The sequence below is a fragment of the Pseudomonas sp. TE3899 genome, from assembly GCF_056279105.1.
Map to the genome: position 1 here is coordinate 2,360,953 of NZ_JBWBQR010000001.1, position 19,478 is coordinate 2,380,430.

A 19,478-nucleotide genomic window follows, 5' to 3' on the forward strand; every position below is an offset into this window, starting at 1 on the left:
CCAGGTGACCTGACATGAATCCAAAGGAAAACTACCTGCACGAGTTCTTCAGGATCTTCTTCGCCAATAAGCAGTTGGTGAAGCGCGTCTTCCTGGTCTTTGCAGTCATCGCGTTGATCTTGCCCCTGGTGCTCAAGCAAAGCTTCGACATCACCGCGCAAGTGATCGTCCAGTCGAAAAAACTCTCCCAGGGCGACGCGACCACGTCGCTGAATCAGGAAAACGCCAGTTTCATTCCGCCGTCACTGGCGGACATGGAAACCGAGAGCAACATCCTGCGTTCGCCGGCCCTGATTCGTCAGACCATCAGCGAACTGCGGGACAAGGGCGAGTACAACCCCGCCCCCGGCATGCTCAGCAAACTGGTGTCCGAGCCGCTCAAACGCTATGTCACCACACCTCTGCGCGAGTACGTGATCAACCCGGCGAAAGCCGCCCTCGGGATGGAGACCGATCCGGTGCGCGACACGGTACTGGACGGGCTGACCCAGGAGGCCATCGACAAGCTCAAGGTCGAGACCCTGCCAGGCTCCAACGTGATCTCCATCACCTACAGCTTTGGCGATCCGCACCAGGGCACCCAGTTTGTCGCGGCGTTGCTGCAAAACTACCTGATCAGCCGTCAGGAATTGCAATCCATCGACCTGCCGCAAAGCTTCTATGAAACCAAGAAGCAGCAATACGAAGTGCGTCTCGACGGCCTGGAAGGCAATCGCCTGAAGTTGCTCGAAGCCATCGGCTCGTCTGATCCCAGGGAAGAAATCACGTTCCGCCTCAACGCCATCAACACTGAGGAGCAAGCGCTCAACCTGTACCAGGACCGTCGCCTGCAAAGCCAACGCTGGCTCGAATACCTGAAAACCAGCCTGGCCGCGGCCAGTGCGTCGAAGCTCAACGACTACACGTTCCCCTACACCTTCACCACCACCGTGGACAACGTCGCCTTTGAAGATCGCGAGATCAAACAGATGGGCGAGGCACTGACCACGCAAGTCAGCCGCTATATGAACGACCTGGCGATTTTCCAGCCGAGCAGCGAACCGATGTTGCTGACCCGCGAGCAAATTGCCCGCACCCGCCAGCAGTTCCTGAAAGTGGTGAGCAACCGGATTCAGGAGCGCACCAGTGACTTGGCGATTGTCGGCTCGGTGATCGACCAGAAAACCGCGCGCATCGCCGAGTTCAAGAACCGCATCCATCAGTTGCAGGAAACCCAGAGCAAGCTGCGGCAGCTGGACACCGAGATCAACGCCCTGCATGCGGCGTTCGGCACCTACGCCCAACGCTTTGCCGAAAGCAGCTCGGTCCGTTCGCTGGACAACGACCTGTCCAACGCCCGGGTGCTCAGCCCTCCGTATGAACCGACGACAGCTGCGTTTCCCAAGCCGTTCCTGATCATTCCGTTCGGCTTGTTTACCGGTCTGTTGCTGGCGATTGCCCTGGTCTACGTGCGTGAGTTCTTCGATCACCGCTTCAAGCATCCGGCGCAAATCACCCACGAACTGGGTCTGCCGGTACTGCTGGTGATCAACGACCAGAACACGCTGCCAAACAATCCGCACAAGAACTGGACCGTGCCGAGCTTCGTGCATTGGGTGCGCAATTGAACGCGCCGCTCACTCCCTCCAGCGCCCTGCCGATCATTCATTTGCTCAGCAGCGGCGGCTTCTATGGAGCTGAGCGGATGCTGTTGGATCACTGCCTGGCGACGCCGGGACAGCACCAGGTGCTGTTTCTCGATGCGCCGCCAGACCTGATCGAACGCTTCCGTGAAGCCGGGGTGGATTGCCAGGACTGCACGGGGCTGGGGGCGTTGCTTGGGCATTTGCGTCAGCGTCGGGCGGAACAGCCGCTGATCAATACGCACAACTTCAAGGGTCTGCTGTTCGGCTGGGTCGGCGCGACGCTATTGCGTTTGCCGCTGGTGATTACCCAGCACGGCTTCACGCCGCGCAGTCGCAAGCAGAAGTTCTACACCTGGCTGAGCCTGCAACTGTGCCGCACTGCCTCGGTCAATCGCGTGGTCTGCGTCGCCGAAAGCATCGCGACCCTGTGCCGTCAGGCCAGTGTCCGGGCGGAGAAATTGCAAGTGATCCCCAATGGCTTGCCGGCCACCAAGGGCTTGTTGCCGCACCGCGTCAATCGCCAGCGCTGGCTGGCCGGTTACGTCGGGCGGCTGAGCAGTGAAAAAGGCCCGGACCTGTTTCTCGATGCGCTGATTCCGCTGTGTCAGCAGCACCCGCGACTGGACGCCGTGATGCTCGGCGACGGCCCGGAACGGGACACCCTGCTGGCACGGATCAGCGATGCGGGTTTGCAGGACCGCATCACCCTGCCGGGTTATCAGACCGACATGACGGTGTGGTGGCGCCGCCTCGATGCGCTGGTGATCAGCTCGCGCACCGAAGGCACGCCGATGATTTTGCTCGAAGCCATGCAGGCAGGTGTGCCGGTGGCGGCCTTTGGCGTCGGCGGTATTCCCGATGTCCTGGAAGACCGGCACAACGGCTTGCTCGCCACGCCGACCGACAGCGCCGCCCTCGCCCGGCAGATCGGCACCTTGCTGGCGGAACCGAAACTGGCCGGCGAATTGAGTAGCAACGCAAAACGTACACAACTGGATCGCTACGACCTCAAGGCCCTCGCCGAACGCTGGTCGCAGCTTTATATCCGTACTGCACGGGAGGCACGCGCGTGATCTTTCCGCTCTCGATCATCAGTCTGCTCGGCCTGGTCTGCCTCGGTTTGCTGGCCAGCCCTTATCCGTTCCTGGCCCCCGGCGCCGTGCTCGGCCTGGTGGGTGTGGCGGTGCTCTATCGCAAGCCCGGCTGGGGTTTGCTGGGCATCGTCGCGCTGGTGCCGTTCGAGGGCTTCTTCAAGGACAGCGCGCTGTCGGGGACCAAATTCGTCGGCGCCTCGCTGGCGTTGATCCTGATGTTGCAACTGGCCCTGCACCAGATTCCGTCCGAACGCCTGCGCAGCAACATCTGGCGTTTCCTGATCTGGTTCATGGTGTTGTACCTGCTGAGCACGCTCAATACCGATGACATGGGCATGTCGATGGGTCACCTGCGGGAACTGAGCGTCGGCCTGATTCTGTTTGTGATCACCTTGCTGGTCGGTCGCGAACTGAATCTGGACATGTTCACCAAACTGATCACCCTCAGCGTCACGATCACGTGTCTGTTGACGATGTTTTCCACCAAGTATCAAGACCAGGGCCGCGCCTCCGGCCTGCTGGAAGACGCGAACGCCTTTGCCATGTTGATCGCCTTCGCGGTCCCCATGGGCCTGTTGCTGGTGATCCGCAGCCCGAACCTGTTGCACCGGTTGTTCTGGGGCCTGTGCTGCCTGGCGCTGCTGGGCGGCATGACCAAGACCGAATCCCGTTCCGGGCTGGTGGTGTTGTTCCTCAGCCTGATGATCGGGGCCTGGCATTACCGCGCAGAACTGGCACGCATCCGTCCGCGGCACCTGGGGTTTGCCATGCTCGGCCTGGCGATCGCGATTCCGCTGGCGCTCTACGCGATGCCCCCTGGTTATGTCGCCCGGATTCAGTCCTTGAGCATTCTGAGCGCGGGCGCCAAGAGCCAGGACGAATCCCTCGGCCGTCGCGCCTCCTACATCGTCGTCGGCGGCCAGATGATCCGCGAGAACCCGCTGCTGGGCAGCGGCCCCGGGACCTTTCCGCTGCACTACGCCACCACCGGTTACGCCAAGGCCTTTTCGGCCAACCGTAAAATCGGCGACCTCTATCGCCGCGCCCACAACACCTACCTGGAAATCTTCAGCGAACTGGGGATTCCCGCCGGCCTGTTGTTCGTCGGCATGATGGCGCTGGGCGTATACAACCTGATTCGCGCCCGCCGCGCCTGGATGCTGCGGCGCAACTGGCCGGAGGCCGATTTCATGACCCACCTGGGCATGAGTTTCCTGTCGCTGACGCTGTTCCTGATGTTCCTCAGCGCACCCAACCAAAAGTACGTGTGGATCATGCTCGCGCTGACCAGCGTGCTACGCCTCAAAGCCGAACAAGCGCCATTGACGGAGGCCAAGGCATGAACCGAATCAGCATTGTGATCCCGATGTTCAACGAGGCCCGGCATATCGGCCGAACGCTGCTCAGCGTGCAAAAAGCGGCGGATGCCGCCGGTGTGGAATGCGAGTTGATCGTGGTCGATAACGGCTCTGAAGATCACGGCCCGCAGATAGCCCGACAGTTCGGCGCCCAGGTGCTGGTCCTTCCTGGCTTGCTGATCGGAGCCCTGCGCAATCGCGGTGCGGCGGTGGCTACCGGGAAATGGCTGGCCTTTATCGATGCTGACATCGAGATGCCCGAGGACTGGTTGAATCTGCTGTTCGAACTCGAATCCGGCGCCCAGGCCGATGTCTTCGGCCTGGACTTGCACACCCCGGCCCAAGCGCCGTGGTACGCCGATGCCTGGCAGCGTCGCACCCTGCGCCCCACCAGCCAGACCCTGCACTCGATGCAGTGGCTGCCCACGGCCAATCTGCTGATGCGGCGCACCTGGTTCGATCAGGTCGGCGGCTTCGACGAAAACCTGCGCACCGGCGAAGACAAAGACCTGACCATGCGCCTCAAGGAGGCCGGCGCGCGTTTGCTGGCGGTCAATCAAAGTGTCGCGTTGCATTGGGGCTACGAGACCCGTTGGCGCGAGTGGATGGGCAAGGAAATGTGGCGCCAGGGCAGTCATTTGCAACTGCTGCGCACCCACGGGTTCAGCCTGCGTCTGCTGCGCTTTCCGCTGCTGTCGCTGGCGGTGTGGCTGCTGGATTTCATGGCGATCTCCGCACTGTTCAATGGCTTCCCGCACCATGCGGCGATCATGGTGGCAATCACCTCGCTGCCCGGTCTGGTCCTGAGCCTGCGCCAAAGCTTCAAGCACCGTGACATCCGCCTCACCCTGCAACTCTGGGGCCTGCATTGGGTGCGCCTGCACCTGGCCGGCGCCGCGTTCATCCTCAGCCTGTGTCATTGGAATGCCAGGAGACCCGCCCGTGGCTGAATTCATTTTCTGGTTGTGCCTGTTGCTGCCGGTTTACGCCTACGTTGGCTATCCGCTGTTGCTGACGCTGCTGGCGCCGTTGTTTGCGGCGCGGCGTCACGACCTCGCGCCGCCGCTGAACATCAGCATCGTAATCGCCGCGCACAACGAGGCGCGACACATCGAACACAAGTTGCGCACCTTGCTCGCCCAGGATTATCAGCCGGCGATGCTGGAAATCATCCTGGTCAGCGACGGTTCGACTGATGACACCGTGGCCTGTGCACACAAGGTCATCGATCCGCGCATTACCGTGCTCGACCTGCCTCGCCAGGGCAAGGCTGCAACCTTGAATGCCGGCGTGGCGCTGAGCACCGGCGACATTCTGGTGTTCACCGATGCCGACAACCAATGGTCCCGCGACACCCTCGGCCACTTGCTCGCGCCACTGGCCGATCCTAAGGTCGGCGCCTGCGCCGGGCACATGGTGATCCCGGTCACCGGTGGTGGCCTGAGCGTTGGCGACAGCCTCTATCGACACTACGAAGGCTGGTTGCGCCGAGTGGAAAATCGCACCGGGTGTATGGTTTCCGCCGATGGCGCCCTGCTCGCCCTGCGCCGCGAGTTGTTCGAGAACGTGCCGGCGGAGGTCAACGATGATTTCTTTATCAGCACCTGCGCGCCGGTGGCGTTCAAACGCATCGTCTATGTGCCCGAGGCCCAGGTGATCGACCACGGCGTCGATGAAGCCGACAAACAGTTCCGTCGTCGCCAGCGCGTCACCGTCGGTGGCCTGCAAAGCCTGGCCCAGCGCAGCGTGCTGCTCAATCCGCTGAAGTATGGGTTGTATTCGCTGGCGCTGATCAGTCACAAGCTGATCCGGCGTCTGGCACCGATCCTGTTGGTGCCGTTATTCCTGAGCAATTTCTGGCTGTGGAACGACCACGGCTTCTATCAAATGTGCCTGGTGGCGCAACTGCTCGGTTACGCGGTGGCCATAGCCGGTCTGCTGGATGTGCAACACCGCTTGCCCAAACCCTTTCGCCTCGCCGCGTTCCTTCTGGTGACCCTTGCCGGGATGAGTATCGGTCTGTGGCAGTTCCTGCGTGGCCAGCGGTACAGCCAGTGGAACCCCGAGCAAAATCGATGAGAGGCGCGTGCCATGGCGATCAAACAATTATTAAAACGCACCAGTGGCTGGCTCTACCTCAACTCCCCCGTGGGGCGCAATCAGCTGCACGGCGCCGGGGTGATCCTGATGTTGCACCGGGTGCTGGCCAATGACCGCGCCGCCGAGCTGCCCCATCGCAATGAACTGTGCGTCGGACCCAAGGCGTTCGAGCACTTGCTGGTCTGGCTGAAAAAACACTTCGACTGCGTGCCGCTGATGGACATCCTGCACCCCGGCACTCAGCGCTCGGAACGGCCGAAAGTCACCCTCACCTTCGACGACGGCTGGCGAGACAACGCAGTGAATGCCTTCCCGCTGCTGCAAAAGTACCAAGTGCCGGCGAGCATTTTTCTCTCCACCGATTTCATCGGCAGCCGCCAGCGCTTCTGGTGGGAAAGCCTCGGCGAAACCCTGTGGGGCAGCCACGGCGAGCAACCACGGATGCACTTGATCGAATGCCTGCAACAAGTCGGTCGCCCGCTGCCGGTGCTGATGGACGACGTGGACGTGCAGCGCCGCAGCCTGAGTTTGCTGCACTACCTGCAAAGCCTGAAAACCCTGGCGCCGGATGACTTGAGCCGGCTGACCGATGAATGCCCCGAAGAGTCGCAACCCCAGGCCCTGGACTGGCAGCAAGTGCGCTCGCTGGAAGCCTGCGGGCTGGTGCGCTTCGGCCCCCATGGCGCCAGCCACGCGATCCTCACCAGCCTCGACGATCAACGCTTGCACGAAGAACTCAGCCGTAGCCGCGATGCGCTGTTGAACGGCTGCAACCGACCGCTACCGGTCTACTGCTACCCCAACGGCGACCACGATGCACGGGTTCGGCAACAGGTGGCCGAGCACGACTTCCCGTTCGCCCTCGGCACCGGCACCGGGATTTATCGCGGCGGTGGTGAGCCCTTGGCCTTGCCACGCTTCGGCGTCAGCCAGCGCACCGCGCGTAATCCGGAGTTGCTGTCCTGGCGCATCTACCGCGGAGCACGGCCATGAGCCGCAGCCATTACCTCAAGCACCTGGCCCTGAGCATGGGCACCAAACTGGCGATGATCGGCCTGCGCCTGCTGCGCAACGTGTTACTGGCGCGGATTCTCGGGCCGAGCGAGCGCGGCTTGTTTGCCCTGCTCAGCACCCTCCCCGACTTGATCAGTGCCGCCACCAGCGGCGGCTTGAATTCGGCGGTGGGTTATCAGGCGGCCAAGCAACGGCCGATGGGTTTGCTGCTCAGTCAGGTGTTGGTGTTCGGCTGTTTGCTGGCGCTGCTACTGACCTTGGTGGTGGTGACGCTGACCCGGGAATTCGGCAGCGAACTGGACATCACCACGCAACTCGGTTTGCTCGCCTGGCTGCTGTTGCTGGCGGTGCCGCTGACCGTGCTCAAAAGTGGCTTGCTGACCTTGCACAACGCCTCGGGCGGCGTGGTGGCGTTCAATGCCTTGCGGCTGGTGGAATCCCTGGCGCCGCTGTTGCTGTTTCTCGCGCTGTTCTGGATGTGGAAAACCGCCGCCCTCGAAGCGGCGCTGATCAGTTGGCTGGCGGGCATCAGCCTGGTGGTATTGGCGGGTTGGGTCTGGCTCAAGCGCAATCAGCCGCTGACCCTGCAATGGGACCGCGCCAGTCAAAATGAACTGCTGCGCTACAGCGCCCGCAGCCATCCTGATTTGTTGTTCCAGCAAGTGATCCTGCGTTCCGATTACCTGTTTATCGGCGCCCTGCTCGGCAGCACCGCGCTGGGACATTACGCCATGGCCAGTGCGGCCGCCGAGTTGTTGCTGATCGTCCCGGAGGCGGTGACCACGCCCCTGATGAAACGCCTGCTGCAACAGGAAGAAGGCATCGAAAAACTCACGCCGCTGGCCCTGCGCCTGACCGCCACGGTGATGCTCGGCGCGTGCCTGACCATGGCGGTGATCGGCGAATGGCTGATCGTTACGCTGTTTGGCGCAGCCTATCAGCCGGCTTATCCAGCCTTGCTCGCGTTGCTGCCCGGGCTGTTTGGCCTGTGCTACGCAAGCATCCTGCGTCTGGACCTGCTGGGCAAAAATCGCCCCGGCACGATTTCACTGCTGATGGGCATGAGTGCCTTGCTCAACCTGGCGCTGAACCTGTTGCTGATCCCGACTTACGGCATCGTCGGCGCGGCGGCGGCCTCGTCCATCGCCTACCTCGCGGTGACCCTCGCGCTGCTGGTGTTGTATTGCCGGTTGAGCGGCGTACCGGTGTGGCAAACCCTGATCATCCTGCCCAGCGACATCGCGCCGATGCTACTGATGCTGCAGAGGAAGTCGGCATGAAACGCCTGGCGCTGCTGTTGGGATTGGGCCTTGTGCTCGAAGCTCAGGCGCGCGCCGATGCGTTGGGCCGACATTCGCGACGGCAGCCTGTACCTGCAAACGGATCGTCCCGACACCGTGACCGTGCGCTGGACCCCGGCGTGGCAGGCGGATGCCAATGAAGAACAGATCTATCTGGTGGACGGCCAAGGCAAGTTGTCGGGCGAACGCCTGATTGCCGCCAGTGAAACCCGGGGCACCCAGAGCTGGCCATTGGCGCCGGGCGCCGCCAGTTATCGACTGGAAATTCCGGGCTACAGCTTCCGCCGCTACAAGATCGAACACGACGAACGCACCGTGGCACTGTTCTCCCCGGCCAAGGTGCATTTCAGTGCCGAAACCCGTGACGACGACGAACTGTTTTTCAAGGTGGCAGCGGGCGAACACGCGGTGCTGGCCGGCAAGTTCCAGGGCGGCGTCAGTGCCCTGCAAGCCACGCGGGTGGGCGACAATCAACAACGGGTATTGGCCCTCAAACCCTATCGCGCCTATTGGCAGTTCGATCAAGTCGCACTGCCGGTCAGCGACCGCGAACAAGTCTGGCGCCTGCGCTTGCGGGGCGGCGGCAAAGCGGCGTTCTGGCTCGACGGCACTGCCAACCTGTTCGCGCAGACGCCGCAGCAACTCAAACCGCTGCGTGAAGACGATGGCCAGACGCGCCTGACGCTGCACAAAGAAGTGCTCGGCCCGACCCCGAACCTGGGCATCGCCCTGCCCTACGTGCTGCCGCCGCCTTCGAGTTTTGCGGTGCTCGATGCGCTCAAACCGCAGGCGGCCAGTTACTACAGTTTGGTCGACATCCTGGCAAAAAAGCCGCACTACGAAGACGCGTTCCGTCAGCTGTATCAGGACCGTTTCGGCATCACCCAGGACATCACCTTGCTGGCCGGCAGCCAACGTCAGGCCGATCTGCGCGCCGACACCACGAGCAATGGCGGCCTCGACGCCTGGCTCGCCAGCACTCGCGCCCTGGGCAGCAAAGGCACGCACTACATCGGGTTCGCCGACGAGCCGAACCTCAACTACCCCGATTACGCCAACTACCAAAGCATCTTCAACAGCATGGCCCGGCAAGTGCGCAGCAACCCGGACAACGCCAAGGCCGGCATCCGCATCGCCATGCCTGCCAGTTCACGGCTGGTCAACGGCCCCTTCGCCGACAACGCGGCGGACAAGCGCGGCATCGATTGGGCACGGCGTCTACTGGCCGAATCCGGCGATCAGATCGATGCACTGGCGTGGCACGAATGGATGATTCGCGATCTGCTGGCGACTCGGGTCTACCGCGACAGCGTACGGCGCGCCGCCGACCTTGTCGGGCTGGACGCCCAGGGTCGGCCGCGTAAAGCGCTGCTGCTCGACCAGACCAACATGTCCAGCGGTTCGAGCCTGAGCCCTTACGATCAGGAAACCCACTTCGCCTCGCTGTGGTGGGCCTCGGTGGTGATCAACTCGTCCCAGGACGGTTTGCTGGAAATGCTCAACTGGTTCCAGGCCAACGATGAACCGAACTACCCCAAGGGCATGTTCAAAGTCCTGGATGACGATCATTTCGAGCTGAAACCGGTGGGCATGGCCCAGCAGTTCATCCAGCAGCATTGGCTTCGCGATGTGATGCTCCTGGAGAACGATGCGTTCGAGGTCGACGTGCTGGCCATGGCCAGCGACGAGCAACGCGGCCTGCTGGGGGTCAACAAAGGCACGCGCCTGCAACGGATGGATTTGACCGGGGCGACTTGCCCCTTGGGTAACGGCGCTTTGCGCTACTTCGGCGCTGACAACCGCGCCCGCGACGCGCCCTTCCACTGCCAGGACGGTCGCGTCAGCTTCGATCTGCCAGGGGAAACCCTGTTCGCTCTAAGCTGGATCGCCCCATGACCGCCCCACGAATGCATGACCGCGCAGGCATGTCGCCGCGCGTAGCAGTTCTCCAACTACGGCCCATCCCGTCAGGAGTTCATGTCATGAGTATTTTCAATAAAGTCAGCGAGCACATTAAGCAAAAAGGCCTGCGGGCCACGCTCGGCAAAATATGGAAGCACTACTTTTTTTCGCACCAGGAACTGCTATGGATGGAGCGCGACCTGGTCACCCCGATCCCACCGCACAAGCTGCGGCCATACAAGCCGCTGCGCCTGGAAACCATCACCGCGCAGAACGCCGTGGCTTTCGGCAAACACTTCGGCGATCGCGTCGGCACCATGGCCGAACTGGCGAACGAAGGGCATACCGGGCACATGTACCTCAATGACGACGGCGATGCCGTGGCTTTCATCTGGGGCAGCAAGGGCAATTACCACGACCGTCACTATTACGGCTGCTGGTTTCCGGTCAAGCCCGGCGAGTTCTTTGAATTCGGCGGCGAGCAGATTCGCGCCTACTGGGGCACCACGCTGTCAGTCGATTTTCAACTGAACCTGTGGAAAGCCATGGCCGCGCAAGGCTGCAACAAAGTGGTGGATGTCTGTGAATTCCACAATATTCCGGCGCTCAAGCTGCACATTCGCATGGGGTACAAGGAGCAAGGACGAATCATGAACGTCTACGAGCTGTTTGGTCGCTGGCGTTTCTACCGTGAAACCCGCTACAGCGGCTCGCGTCTGGATGCCTTGCGCAAACCGACGCCGACCCCTGTTGCAGCAGAGGCGACCTGACCCGATGGCGACGCGATTCGAATGGCGCACTTCGCTGTGCGCCCCGGACTTTCCGGCAGTGGCTTATGAAGCACTGCGCCTGCGAGTGACGGACCACACACCTTTCAACACCCTGGCCTGGCTGGTCGCTGCGGAACTGGCGCTCAAGGACGGCGAGCGCCTGCACGTGCTGCTCGGCTGGCGGGGTGATGAACTGGCGCTGTGCCTGCCGTTGGTGGCGACTCGCGAACGGTTTGGCAGATTACCGTTCCGGGTGTTGCATCACCTCGGCTACCCGCTGACCGATCGTCTGGCGCTACTGGCCTGCCTCGATGCCGAGAGCATTGGCATGGCGCTGATGGTGATCCGTCGTCGCTTGCCCCATGCCTTGCTGCAACTCAACGAGCTGTCCGAACCCACGGGCGAAGAAAGTGCCCTGACGGTGTGGATGGCTCACTGTTCTACCGGTGAACGGCGCCTCAGTTGCAAGGTGCCGGTGCACCTGATCAGCGAAGCGGATCGCCAGGAAGTCTCGGGCGATCCGCGCTACAAACTGCGCCGCGCGCGCAAACGCATCGCCGCGTGTGGTGCCCAGGTGCGACGCATCACCCCGGACGCCGCGACCATGGGCCCGCTGCTGCAAGCCATCAGCGAAGTCGAAGCGGTGAGCTGGAAAGGCGATGAAGGCGTCGGCATTTTCGCCGACGAACGCCATCGACAATGGATGGATCGCGCCTTCACCGCCCTCGCCGCTCGTGGCCTGGTGCGAGTGGTGGTGCTGGAACTGGACGGGCGCTGCATCAGCTATCGCCTCGGCTTGCTGGAACAGGGCCGGCTGTACGACTACAACCTGGCGTTCCTGCCGCAATACGCCGACCTGGGCAGCGGTCGAGTGCTGCTCGAAGAGTGGATTCGCTGGGGCCTGGACGACAACTGGCGCTGGATCGATGCCTCGCGGGTCAGCCTGGAGAACTCCAGTCATCAACTCCACGAGCGCATGACCGGGCAACTGGAGCACTGGCGCTGGAGCTTCTATTCCTGGCGTCCCAGCGGCCTCGTGTTGGGGCTGGCGTTGCGTGTGTGGCAACGGCTCAAACCGGCGTTGCAAACTTGGCGGGCGAAACGGGCGGCGGCAGTTATATCGGCGCCCGCACCGGAGCCCAAAAGCCCGGCGACCATTGAAAAAACCACGGAGGGCGAACATGCCGCACCAAGTCATAGTCAACGCTGACGATTTCGGCCTCAGCCCATGCGAAAACGCGGTGATCCTCGGCGCCTTCCAGGCCGGGGTCATCAGCTCCGCCACGGCCATGGCCAACATGCCGGCATTCGAAGCCGCGTGCCTGATGGCCCAGCATCCGCTGCTCAAGGGACGCATCGGCCTGCACTTCAACCTCACCTATGGCCGGCCGCTGAGCCAGGGCATTCTCGAACGCCCAACCTTCTGCGACAGCCAGGGCGAGTTTGACCTCAACCTGCCCCGCCACACCCTTTGGCTCAATCGCCTGGACCGGGAAGCGGTGATGGACGAGCTCCAGGCGCAATGGCAACACTGCGTGGATCACGACGTACGGCCCAGTCATATCGACTCCCACCAGCACGTGCACAACATCTGGCCCATCGGCGAGATCGTCGCGCGCTTTGCCGCACGACAAGGGGTGGCGGTGCGCCTGGCACGGAATCTGGGGCAAAACCTGAGCCTGCCCAAGCGCGTGTTCAAGGGGTTGCTCAATCGGCGCTTGCAGAACCTGGCCGGCGCGACGGCGGACTATGTCTGCACGCCCGTGGACCTTCGAAACGCCCCCGTGCCGACCGACGGCTTGCTGGAAATCGTCGCTCATCCCAACCAGCTCGGGGCGGATTTTGGCGATGCATACCTGAACCCCGGCGAGTCACTAACCCAAGTGCTAGAGCGGCGCCTTACGGGTGTCGAGCGGGTGTCCTACGCCGTTGTGAGCAGGGATTTGCCGGGCGGCACAGCTGCACTCGAATGAGTTACACAAGTTGCAACATATTCAAAGCTGGCGCTTTGACATGAAGTTACAGCGTTGATCTATACCCATCGAAAGCATCCCCCACATCACCTTGGCCTTGGCCACGGAGGGCTTTATGAACGTCATCGACAAGCTGCGCGAACGCATCAGGCAAAAAGGTCTGGGCAACCTGTTCAAAGCCTTCTGGAAGCGCTACGTGTACTTTCACTGGGAGCTGTTGTGGATGGAGCGTGACCTGGTCAGTCCGGTGCCGCCGCACAAGTTGCGGCCCTATGTCGGCTTGCGCCAAGTGACCATCACCCCGGACAACGCCATCGCGTTCACCAAGCACTTTGGTGACCGCGTCGGCACCATGGCCGAACTCGCCGCCGAAGGTCACACCGGGCACATGTACCTGGACGAGCAAGGCCACGCGGTCGCGTTCATCTGGGGCAGCACCCGCGACTACCACGACCGGCACTATTACGGTTGCTGGTTCCCGGTCAAGCCGGGTGAGTTCTTCGAATTCGGCGGTGAAATGACCCGGGCCTATTTCGGCACCAGCCTGTCGGTAGATGTTCAAGTCGCCCTCTGGGAAGCCATGGCCGCCCAGGGTTGCAACAAAGTGGTGGACGTCTGCGAAACCCACAACATCCCGGCGCTGAAACTGCACATCCGCATGGGCTACCACGAACAGGGCCGCGTGACCCACGTGTATGGCCTGTTCGGCGGCCGCTGGCGCCTCTACCGCGAAACCCGCTACACCGGCTCGCGCCTCGACCCACTACGCAAACCGGGCCGGCCAGTGGTGGCAGGGGCGCCGGCTGGGGCCTGAACACCATCAGCCAGTTTTAACACTCAACCTGTGCCTGGCCCCTTGCAGGAGCAAGGCTTGCCCGCGAAGGCGTCCTCAGGATTGCCTTCGCGAGCAAGCTTTGCTCCTACAGGGGTTAGCGGCGCGTATTGGCTGATCGTTCCCACGCTCCGCGTGGGAATGCAGCCCGGGACGCTCCGCGTCCCTTTCCAGAGCTGGAACGCGGAGCGTCCCTTGAGACGTTCCCACGCAGAGCGTGGGAACGATCGTGAGCAATGTAGGAGCGAAGCTTGCTCGCGAAAGCGTCGTGTTAGTCGACATCTGAATTGACTGATACTCCGCGTTCGCGAGCAAGCTTTGCTCCTACAGGGGTTAGCGGCGCGTATTAGCTGATCGTTCCCACGCTCCGCGTGGGAATGCAGCCCGGGACGCTCCGCGTCCCTTTCCAGAGCTGGAACTCGGAGCGTCCCTTGAGGCGTTCCCACGCAGAGCGTGGGAACGATCGTGAGCAATGTAGGAGCAAGGCTTGCCCGCGATGGCGTCCTCGGGATTGCCTTCGCGGGCAAGCCTTGCTCCTACGGGGGATTGGGTACGCTGCAAACTCGGTTTAGGCAATCAGCGCTTCACCGCCACCCACGTAAAACACAGCGGCAACTGCGCCACCTGCCCTTCATACCGGTCATACGCCTCTTCGCGGTTGGAATGCGGGTATTCCTTGAAGTGGCTGATCTGCAACCCGGCGTCGAGGGCGGCGGTGAAGATGGCGCTCAGGGTGTGGACGAACCAGTAGGACGCGGCCGCCGGTTGTTCGACTTTGCCTTCATAGACGATCGGCTGGTGCTGCACGAACGGCTCGCTGCGAAAGTACGAGCTGTCCAGGTGATACGGGTCGGCGGCTTCGGGGTCGAGCATTTCCAGGAACGGGTGGGTTTCGTAGATCACCAGTGCCCCACCCGGTTTGAGGACTTGCGCGGCGTGGCGGAAGAACTCGGCGATGTCCGGCATCCAGTTCAAGACACCGATGGTGATCAACGCCACATCGAAACGCCCCTCAAGCGCTGTCGGTAGATGATGGATGTCGGCTTCGATGAACTCGGCCTCATGGGGCGACCGGGCCCCCAGTTCCCGGGCCTGCTCAAGAAACGCGGCGGACTGATCCACCCCCACTACCCGCCGCGCGCCCAGGGCAAACAGTGAAAGACTTTCGCGACCGTTATTGCAGCCCAGTTGCACCACGTCCTGGCCCTCGACGCCCACCTGTTCCAGCACACCGCGCAGGGTGTCATCGATGCAGCAAAAATCAGCCTGGCTCACGGCATTGAGCACGCCCTGCCATTCGGGGCCGTCCTTGTGATGGCTGGCGGAATCATTCCAGGCCTCGCGGTTACTGGCGACGGCTTGTTGTTTGGTCGGCATGTCCATTGCGCACTCCAGATCTCGTTTTTATTGACCGGCACGAGTCTAGATCAGCGTCCGGAAAAACCACATCGGGGCTTTGTTGCGATGTTGTAATCGGACCGTCGCGAACGCGTGGCCCTACGGCAGCTATAGTTAAAGGCCTTGGGGAAATGCGGGATAACCGATTGCACAGGTGCCGCCATGAAACACACGCTGTTCTTCTTAGCTGTCCTGACTGCCGCCAGCGCTGCATTCGCCGACGACAGCCCCCTGCAAACCGACAGTTCCAGCAGTGAAATGATCTACTACGGGCCCAATCAGCCCTTCGCGCATCCAGCGCCGCCGACGTTGAACACGGTGCCGCCACGCGCGTACATCCCGACCGCGCCCCAGGACTTCATCCCCATCGCCAGCGAGCATGTGTTCTACGATTCCCGATTGCCCACTGTGGCGGATGCCAATGTGCGGGTGTTTATCCGTTCCTACGACCCGGAGCGCGGCATCTACGTGAATGACGAAGTGCTCGACCCGTCGTGCCTGCTGGCCTGCCTCACCCGCCAGGTCCAGGCGATGCCGTGAGCGTCAGTCACAGGGCCAGGTGTGGCGCAGCGCCGCTCGGCGATCGATGGCCTCGCGCAGGCGGCGTTTCTGGCTTTCCCAGACTTCGCTGTCAACCTTGTCGGCGCGCATCATGTCCAGCACCGCTTGCTTGGCTTTGAGGTACTCGTCCCAGGCATCCTGACGCTTGAGCCGCAGGGCTTCATCGTCAGACATCTCCATGTGGCGCAGGGCCAGGGCGCAAGGATCGTCCAGCACCACCCCCAGCGTCAGTTGAATGCGATGGGGCGCACGGAATGCCGTCACCGTGTTGAGAATCGTCTGGGCGCAGGCGCAGCCCCATTCCAGCGCTTTCACCAGCGTTGGATGGCCCTCGCGGTCGTAAAACTCCTCAGCAATCGGCGCGCCATCGGCGGCATACACCCCGACGAACACCTGGGTCACCTGCTCACGATTGAACCGGGCCTGTACGTCAATCTGCGTACCGTCCGGCAAGACCTCTTCGTGAATGCGGCCGTGTAATTGCCTGTTGCTCCAGAGCCAGTATTGCGTCCCTCTACGCCGCATAGCCCGCCTCTCCATCAAAGGGGAAAAATCAGTTAGGCACAGCCTCCGTGGATTTTCCACCGAGCGTCCCCACCTCTCGTCGTCCTCTGACAAACAACCGACCATCAGTCCATTTGCGCGCTTACCATTGGCGCTTGTCCGGGCGTGCCAGGCCCAGTTTTTCAATGCGGTAACGCAGCATGTCGCGGCTCAAACCCAGCAAGCGCGCCGACTTGGTGACGTTCCAGTCAGTCTTGTCGAGCATCTTGCGCACCATGTCGCGCTCGACCTCCGGCAGGTTCATCGATTCGACGGGGTGGTGTGGCCGGGGTTCGATGAAGTGCGTTTCCGGCAAGACAAACGGTTCATCCACCAGGCTCTGGCACACATTCAATTGATGGGCGCCAATGGCGTCGCTCTGGGCCAGCAACACGGTTTGCTCCAGCATGTTGCGCAACTCGCGCACGTTGCCCGGCCAGGTGTAGCTGAGCAGCAACTCTTCGGCCTGGTCACTGAAATACAAGTGCGGCTTGCCATAGCGTTTGCCGTGGATCGCCAGGAAGTGCCGGGCCAACAGCAGCACGTCGGCACCCCGGGCATGCAGGCGTGGGACCTTGATCGAGATGATGCGCAGGCGGAAGAACAGGTCGCGGCGGAACTTGCCCTGCTGGACCATTTGTTCGAGGTTGCAATTGGTGGCGCTGATCACCCGCAAATCGACTTTGCGCTCCTTCACCGAACCCACCCGGCGAATGGTCCGGTCTTCCAGCAGCTTCAGCAGTTTGGCCTGGAGCAACAGGTCCATCTCGCCGACTTCATCGAGAAACAGCGTCCCGCCGTCGGCGGCTTCCACCAGCCCGACCCGGCGGTCCTTGGCGTCGGTGAAGGCGCCCTTCTCGTGACCGAACAGTTCCGATTCCACCAGGTTGGACGGGATCGACGCGCAGTTGAATTCAATAAACGGTCCCTTGGCCCGCAGGCCGTCGAAGTGCAGCGCCCGGGCCACCAATTCTTTGCCGGTACCGGTTTCGCCTTCCACCAGCACCGGCGGCAGGTCGGTGTTGGCCATGCGGCGCTCGGCGTCGAGCAATTGACCGATGGTGTCTTTGAGGTAGTGCATGGGTGCCGATTCGCCAATCAACGCCTGCACCCCGGACTTCTGCGCCTCGCGTTCCTGATAGAACGACAGCGTGCGTTCCATGCGGTCGGTGGCCAGGGCCTTGTCCAGCAGCAACTTGAGCTCCGGCAGCGCCACCGGTTTGGTCACGTAGTGAAACGCGCCCTCCTTCATCGCCACCACGGCGTCTTCGACGTTGCCGTAACCGGTCATCATGATCACTTTCAGATCCGGCGCGCTGATGCGCAGCTTCTGGATCAGATCGTGACCACTCATGCCCGGCAGCGAATTGTCGGTCAGCACCACGTCCGGGACAAACGTGCCCAGCTGTTCCAGTGCGTCCTCGGCCGAGTGGCAAACCGTCACCTCGAAGTCTTTGCGCTCCAGGTAGGTCTGGATGTTCTCGGCGAGGAGTTCATCATCCTCGACCAGCAGTATGCTGTGCTCCATATTCCCCTCCCGTTGCCACTTTAAAGTTGAGACAAACACGGGTTCCTTCCTGCTCCTGACTGGTCAGTTCGACCGAGCCCTGGAAGCGTTCCATTATTCGTTTGACCAAGGCCAGGCCGACGCCCAAACCGCCCTGCTTGGTGGTGAAAAACGGCTTGAACACCATCTGTTGCTGCTGTTTGGTCATGCCCTTGCCGGTATCGGTCAGGGTCATGCACAACTGCCCTGGCTGCGTCGACTCGATATCAACGCTCAGCACACCGCCCTTGGGCATGGCTTCCAGGGCATTGGCGAACAGGCTGTTGAGAATCTGTGTGAGCAGCACTGGCTGGCTGACCACCGGCGGAAAACTTTGCGGGGTAAAACGCACCTCGACGTTCGAACGCCTGATCAGCGGGTCGAAGGCGCTCAGAGCGTCGTCGATGGCCAGCACCAGGTCCACCGATTCACTGTCGTCGCTCATCGGCCGCAACGACACCAGCAACTCCCGGACCCAGCGGGACATGCGATCGACCTGGTTGATGATGTCGCCGATGTTCTTCTGGGCGCCCTGGCTCGCGACTTCCTGAGCCAGTTCGGCGCTGGAGCGGATGGTGGCCAGCGGGTTGCGCAAGCTGTGCGCGACCGCCGAGGACATCTCCCCGAGGGCCACGAAGGTTTCGTTGCTGATCAGTTGCTTCTGCTGGCTCTGCAGCAGGGTCGAGGCCCGGCGCACGATCCAGAATAGCGCCAGGTAAATCGCCGCGCCGCCAAGCAGGGTCGCGATCCAGATCGACTTGAAGCCGCGCTCAATGCGCTCCACCAGGTCAGCGGGCTCTTTGTAGATCTCCACCATGGCGATCACTTTGCTTTTGTCGGCGTTGAACATCGGAATGTAGTTCTCGATAAACAATAGCTGCGGCTCGCGCAACAGCATCTGCTCGGGGCGTTCGTCGTCGATCTTGTGGTAGCTGGAAGACACCGGCACCTTCATTTCGAAGGACTCGTCCAACTCCTCGTCGTCTTCGAAACGCATGCCAATCATCGCCGGGTTGGTCGACCAGATCACCGAGCGGTCGAGGGCAAAAACCGTGGCCAGCAAAATATCCGGCAGGTGCTCCACATGATCGAGGAATTCGATACGGGCGGCGGCGCGGGCGCCCGGATCCACATCGGGATAAGCGTTGTCATGGCGCGGATCGAGCATTTCGCCCATGGTTCTGTTCGGATTAATCGAGGCATGGCGAATTTCGGCATCGCCGATGGCCTGAATAAACTGCGCCGTCAGCAAGGCGTCACGCTCAATACTTTCGGTGACCACAAAGCGCGTGGAGACATAGCCCAGGCCCAACGCCACGGCGGCGATGATGAAAAAACTGGCCAGGGAAAACCAGCGCAGTAGATTGAACTGACCGCCCCAGCCCTTGCGCTCTGCTGCCGCCATCGGCGGCGCAGGTACTTTTTGTTGTTCTGATAGCTGCATGGGAATGTCCCTGGATG

16 protein-coding genes and 1 pseudogene are annotated in these 19,478 nt (G+C 61.9%); 13 read left to right on the forward strand and 4 right to left on the reverse strand.

Annotated features, from left to right (window positions below; all coding sequences use genetic code 11):
* The first annotated feature begins 14 nt into the window (after positions 1–14).
* The 12 genes and pseudogenes from ACZ89E_RS10610 (at position 15) to ACZ89E_RS10665 (ending at position 13,951) form a co-directional block, all read left to right on the forward strand.
* Complete coding sequence (locus tag ACZ89E_RS10610) at positions 15–1,607, forward strand: GumC family protein (protein ID WP_476255595.1); 1,593 nt, start codon at positions 15–17, stop codon at positions 1,605–1,607.
* Complete coding sequence (locus ACZ89E_RS10615; protein WP_476255596.1) at positions 1,604–2,698, forward strand: glycosyltransferase family 4 protein; 1,095 nt, start codon at positions 1,604–1,606, stop codon at positions 2,696–2,698. Before ACZ89E_RS10610 ends, ACZ89E_RS10615 begins: the two co-directional genes overlap by 4 nt.
* The gene (locus ACZ89E_RS10620) at positions 2,695–4,062 is read left to right on the forward strand and encodes an O-antigen ligase family protein (protein ID WP_476255597.1); all 1,368 of its coding nucleotides are present in this window, start codon (positions 2,695–2,697) and stop codon (positions 4,060–4,062) included. Before ACZ89E_RS10615 ends, ACZ89E_RS10620 begins: the two co-directional genes overlap by 4 nt.
* A complete protein-coding gene (locus ACZ89E_RS10625) occupies positions 4,059–5,027 on the forward strand; it encodes a glycosyltransferase family 2 protein (protein ID WP_476255598.1) in 969 nt (322 codons plus the stop codon). The genes ACZ89E_RS10620 and ACZ89E_RS10625 overlap by 4 nt, the downstream gene beginning before the upstream one ends.
* Positions 5,020–6,156 (forward strand): glycosyltransferase, encoded by a 1,137-nt coding sequence (locus tag ACZ89E_RS10630; protein WP_476255599.1) that lies wholly within the window; start codon positions 5,020–5,022, stop codon positions 6,154–6,156. The genes ACZ89E_RS10625 and ACZ89E_RS10630 overlap by 8 nt, the downstream gene beginning before the upstream one ends.
* Before the next feature lie 12 nt (positions 6,157–6,168).
* On the forward strand, positions 6,169–7,170 hold the full coding sequence (locus tag ACZ89E_RS10635) for a polysaccharide deacetylase family protein (RefSeq protein WP_463260197.1): 1,002 nt from the start codon (positions 6,169–6,171) through the stop codon (positions 7,168–7,170).
* Positions 7,167–8,471, forward strand: a complete 1,305-nt coding sequence (locus ACZ89E_RS10640; protein WP_463260196.1) for a lipopolysaccharide biosynthesis protein — start codon at positions 7,167–7,169, stop codon at positions 8,469–8,471. Before ACZ89E_RS10635 ends, ACZ89E_RS10640 begins: the two co-directional genes overlap by 4 nt.
* A pseudogene (locus tag ACZ89E_RS10645) lies at positions 8,468–10,388 on the forward strand (hypothetical protein). The gene ACZ89E_RS10640 and the pseudogene ACZ89E_RS10645 overlap by 4 nt, the downstream one beginning before the upstream one ends.
* Positions 10,389–10,474: 86 nt before the next feature.
* Complete coding sequence (locus ACZ89E_RS10650; protein ID WP_476255600.1) at positions 10,475–11,164, forward strand: N-acetyltransferase; 690 nt, start codon at positions 10,475–10,477, stop codon at positions 11,162–11,164.
* A gap of 4 nt (positions 11,165–11,168) precedes the next feature.
* Positions 11,169–12,374, forward strand: coding sequence for a GNAT family N-acetyltransferase (locus tag ACZ89E_RS10655; protein WP_476255601.1), 1,206 nt, complete (start codon positions 11,169–11,171; stop codon positions 12,372–12,374).
* The gene (locus ACZ89E_RS10660; protein WP_476255602.1) at positions 12,346–13,137 is read left to right on the forward strand and encodes a ChbG/HpnK family deacetylase; all 792 of its coding nucleotides are present in this window, start codon (positions 12,346–12,348) and stop codon (positions 13,135–13,137) included. Before ACZ89E_RS10655 ends, ACZ89E_RS10660 begins: the two co-directional genes overlap by 29 nt.
* A gap of 115 nt (positions 13,138–13,252) precedes the next feature.
* The gene (locus ACZ89E_RS10665; RefSeq protein ID WP_476255603.1) at positions 13,253–13,951 is read left to right on the forward strand and encodes an N-acetyltransferase; all 699 of its coding nucleotides are present in this window, start codon (positions 13,253–13,255) and stop codon (positions 13,949–13,951) included.
* A gap of 594 nt (positions 13,952–14,545) precedes the next feature.
* Here ACZ89E_RS10665 and ACZ89E_RS10670 read toward each other — a convergent pair.
* Positions 14,546–15,352, reverse strand: coding sequence for a class I SAM-dependent methyltransferase (locus ACZ89E_RS10670; RefSeq protein ID WP_476255604.1), 807 nt, complete (start codon positions 15,350–15,352; stop codon positions 14,546–14,548).
* Between the two features lie 177 nt (positions 15,353–15,529).
* On the opposite strand from ACZ89E_RS10670, the gene ACZ89E_RS10675 reads away from it, so the two are divergent.
* Complete coding sequence (locus ACZ89E_RS10675; protein WP_149658688.1) at positions 15,530–15,907, forward strand: hypothetical protein; 378 nt, start codon at positions 15,530–15,532, stop codon at positions 15,905–15,907.
* 3 nt (positions 15,908–15,910) lie between these two features.
* Here ACZ89E_RS10675 and ACZ89E_RS10680 read toward each other — a convergent pair whose 3' ends face one another.
* The 3 genes from ACZ89E_RS10680 to ACZ89E_RS10690 form a co-directional block, all read right to left on the reverse strand.
* Positions 15,911–16,453, reverse strand: coding sequence for a hypothetical protein (locus ACZ89E_RS10680; RefSeq protein ID WP_463260188.1), 543 nt, complete (start codon positions 16,451–16,453; stop codon positions 15,911–15,913).
* Positions 16,454–16,574: 121 nt separating this feature from the next.
* On the reverse strand, positions 16,575–17,999 hold the full coding sequence (locus ACZ89E_RS10685; RefSeq protein WP_463260187.1) for a sigma-54-dependent transcriptional regulator: 1,425 nt from the start codon (positions 17,997–17,999) through the stop codon (positions 16,575–16,577).
* Positions 17,968–19,461: a sensor histidine kinase gene (locus tag ACZ89E_RS10690; RefSeq protein ID WP_476255605.1), complete on the reverse strand. Its 1,494-nt coding sequence runs from the start codon at positions 19,459–19,461 to the stop codon at positions 17,968–17,970. Before ACZ89E_RS10690 ends, ACZ89E_RS10685 begins: the two co-directional genes overlap by 32 nt.
* Between the last annotated feature and the right edge of the window lie 17 nt (positions 19,462–19,478).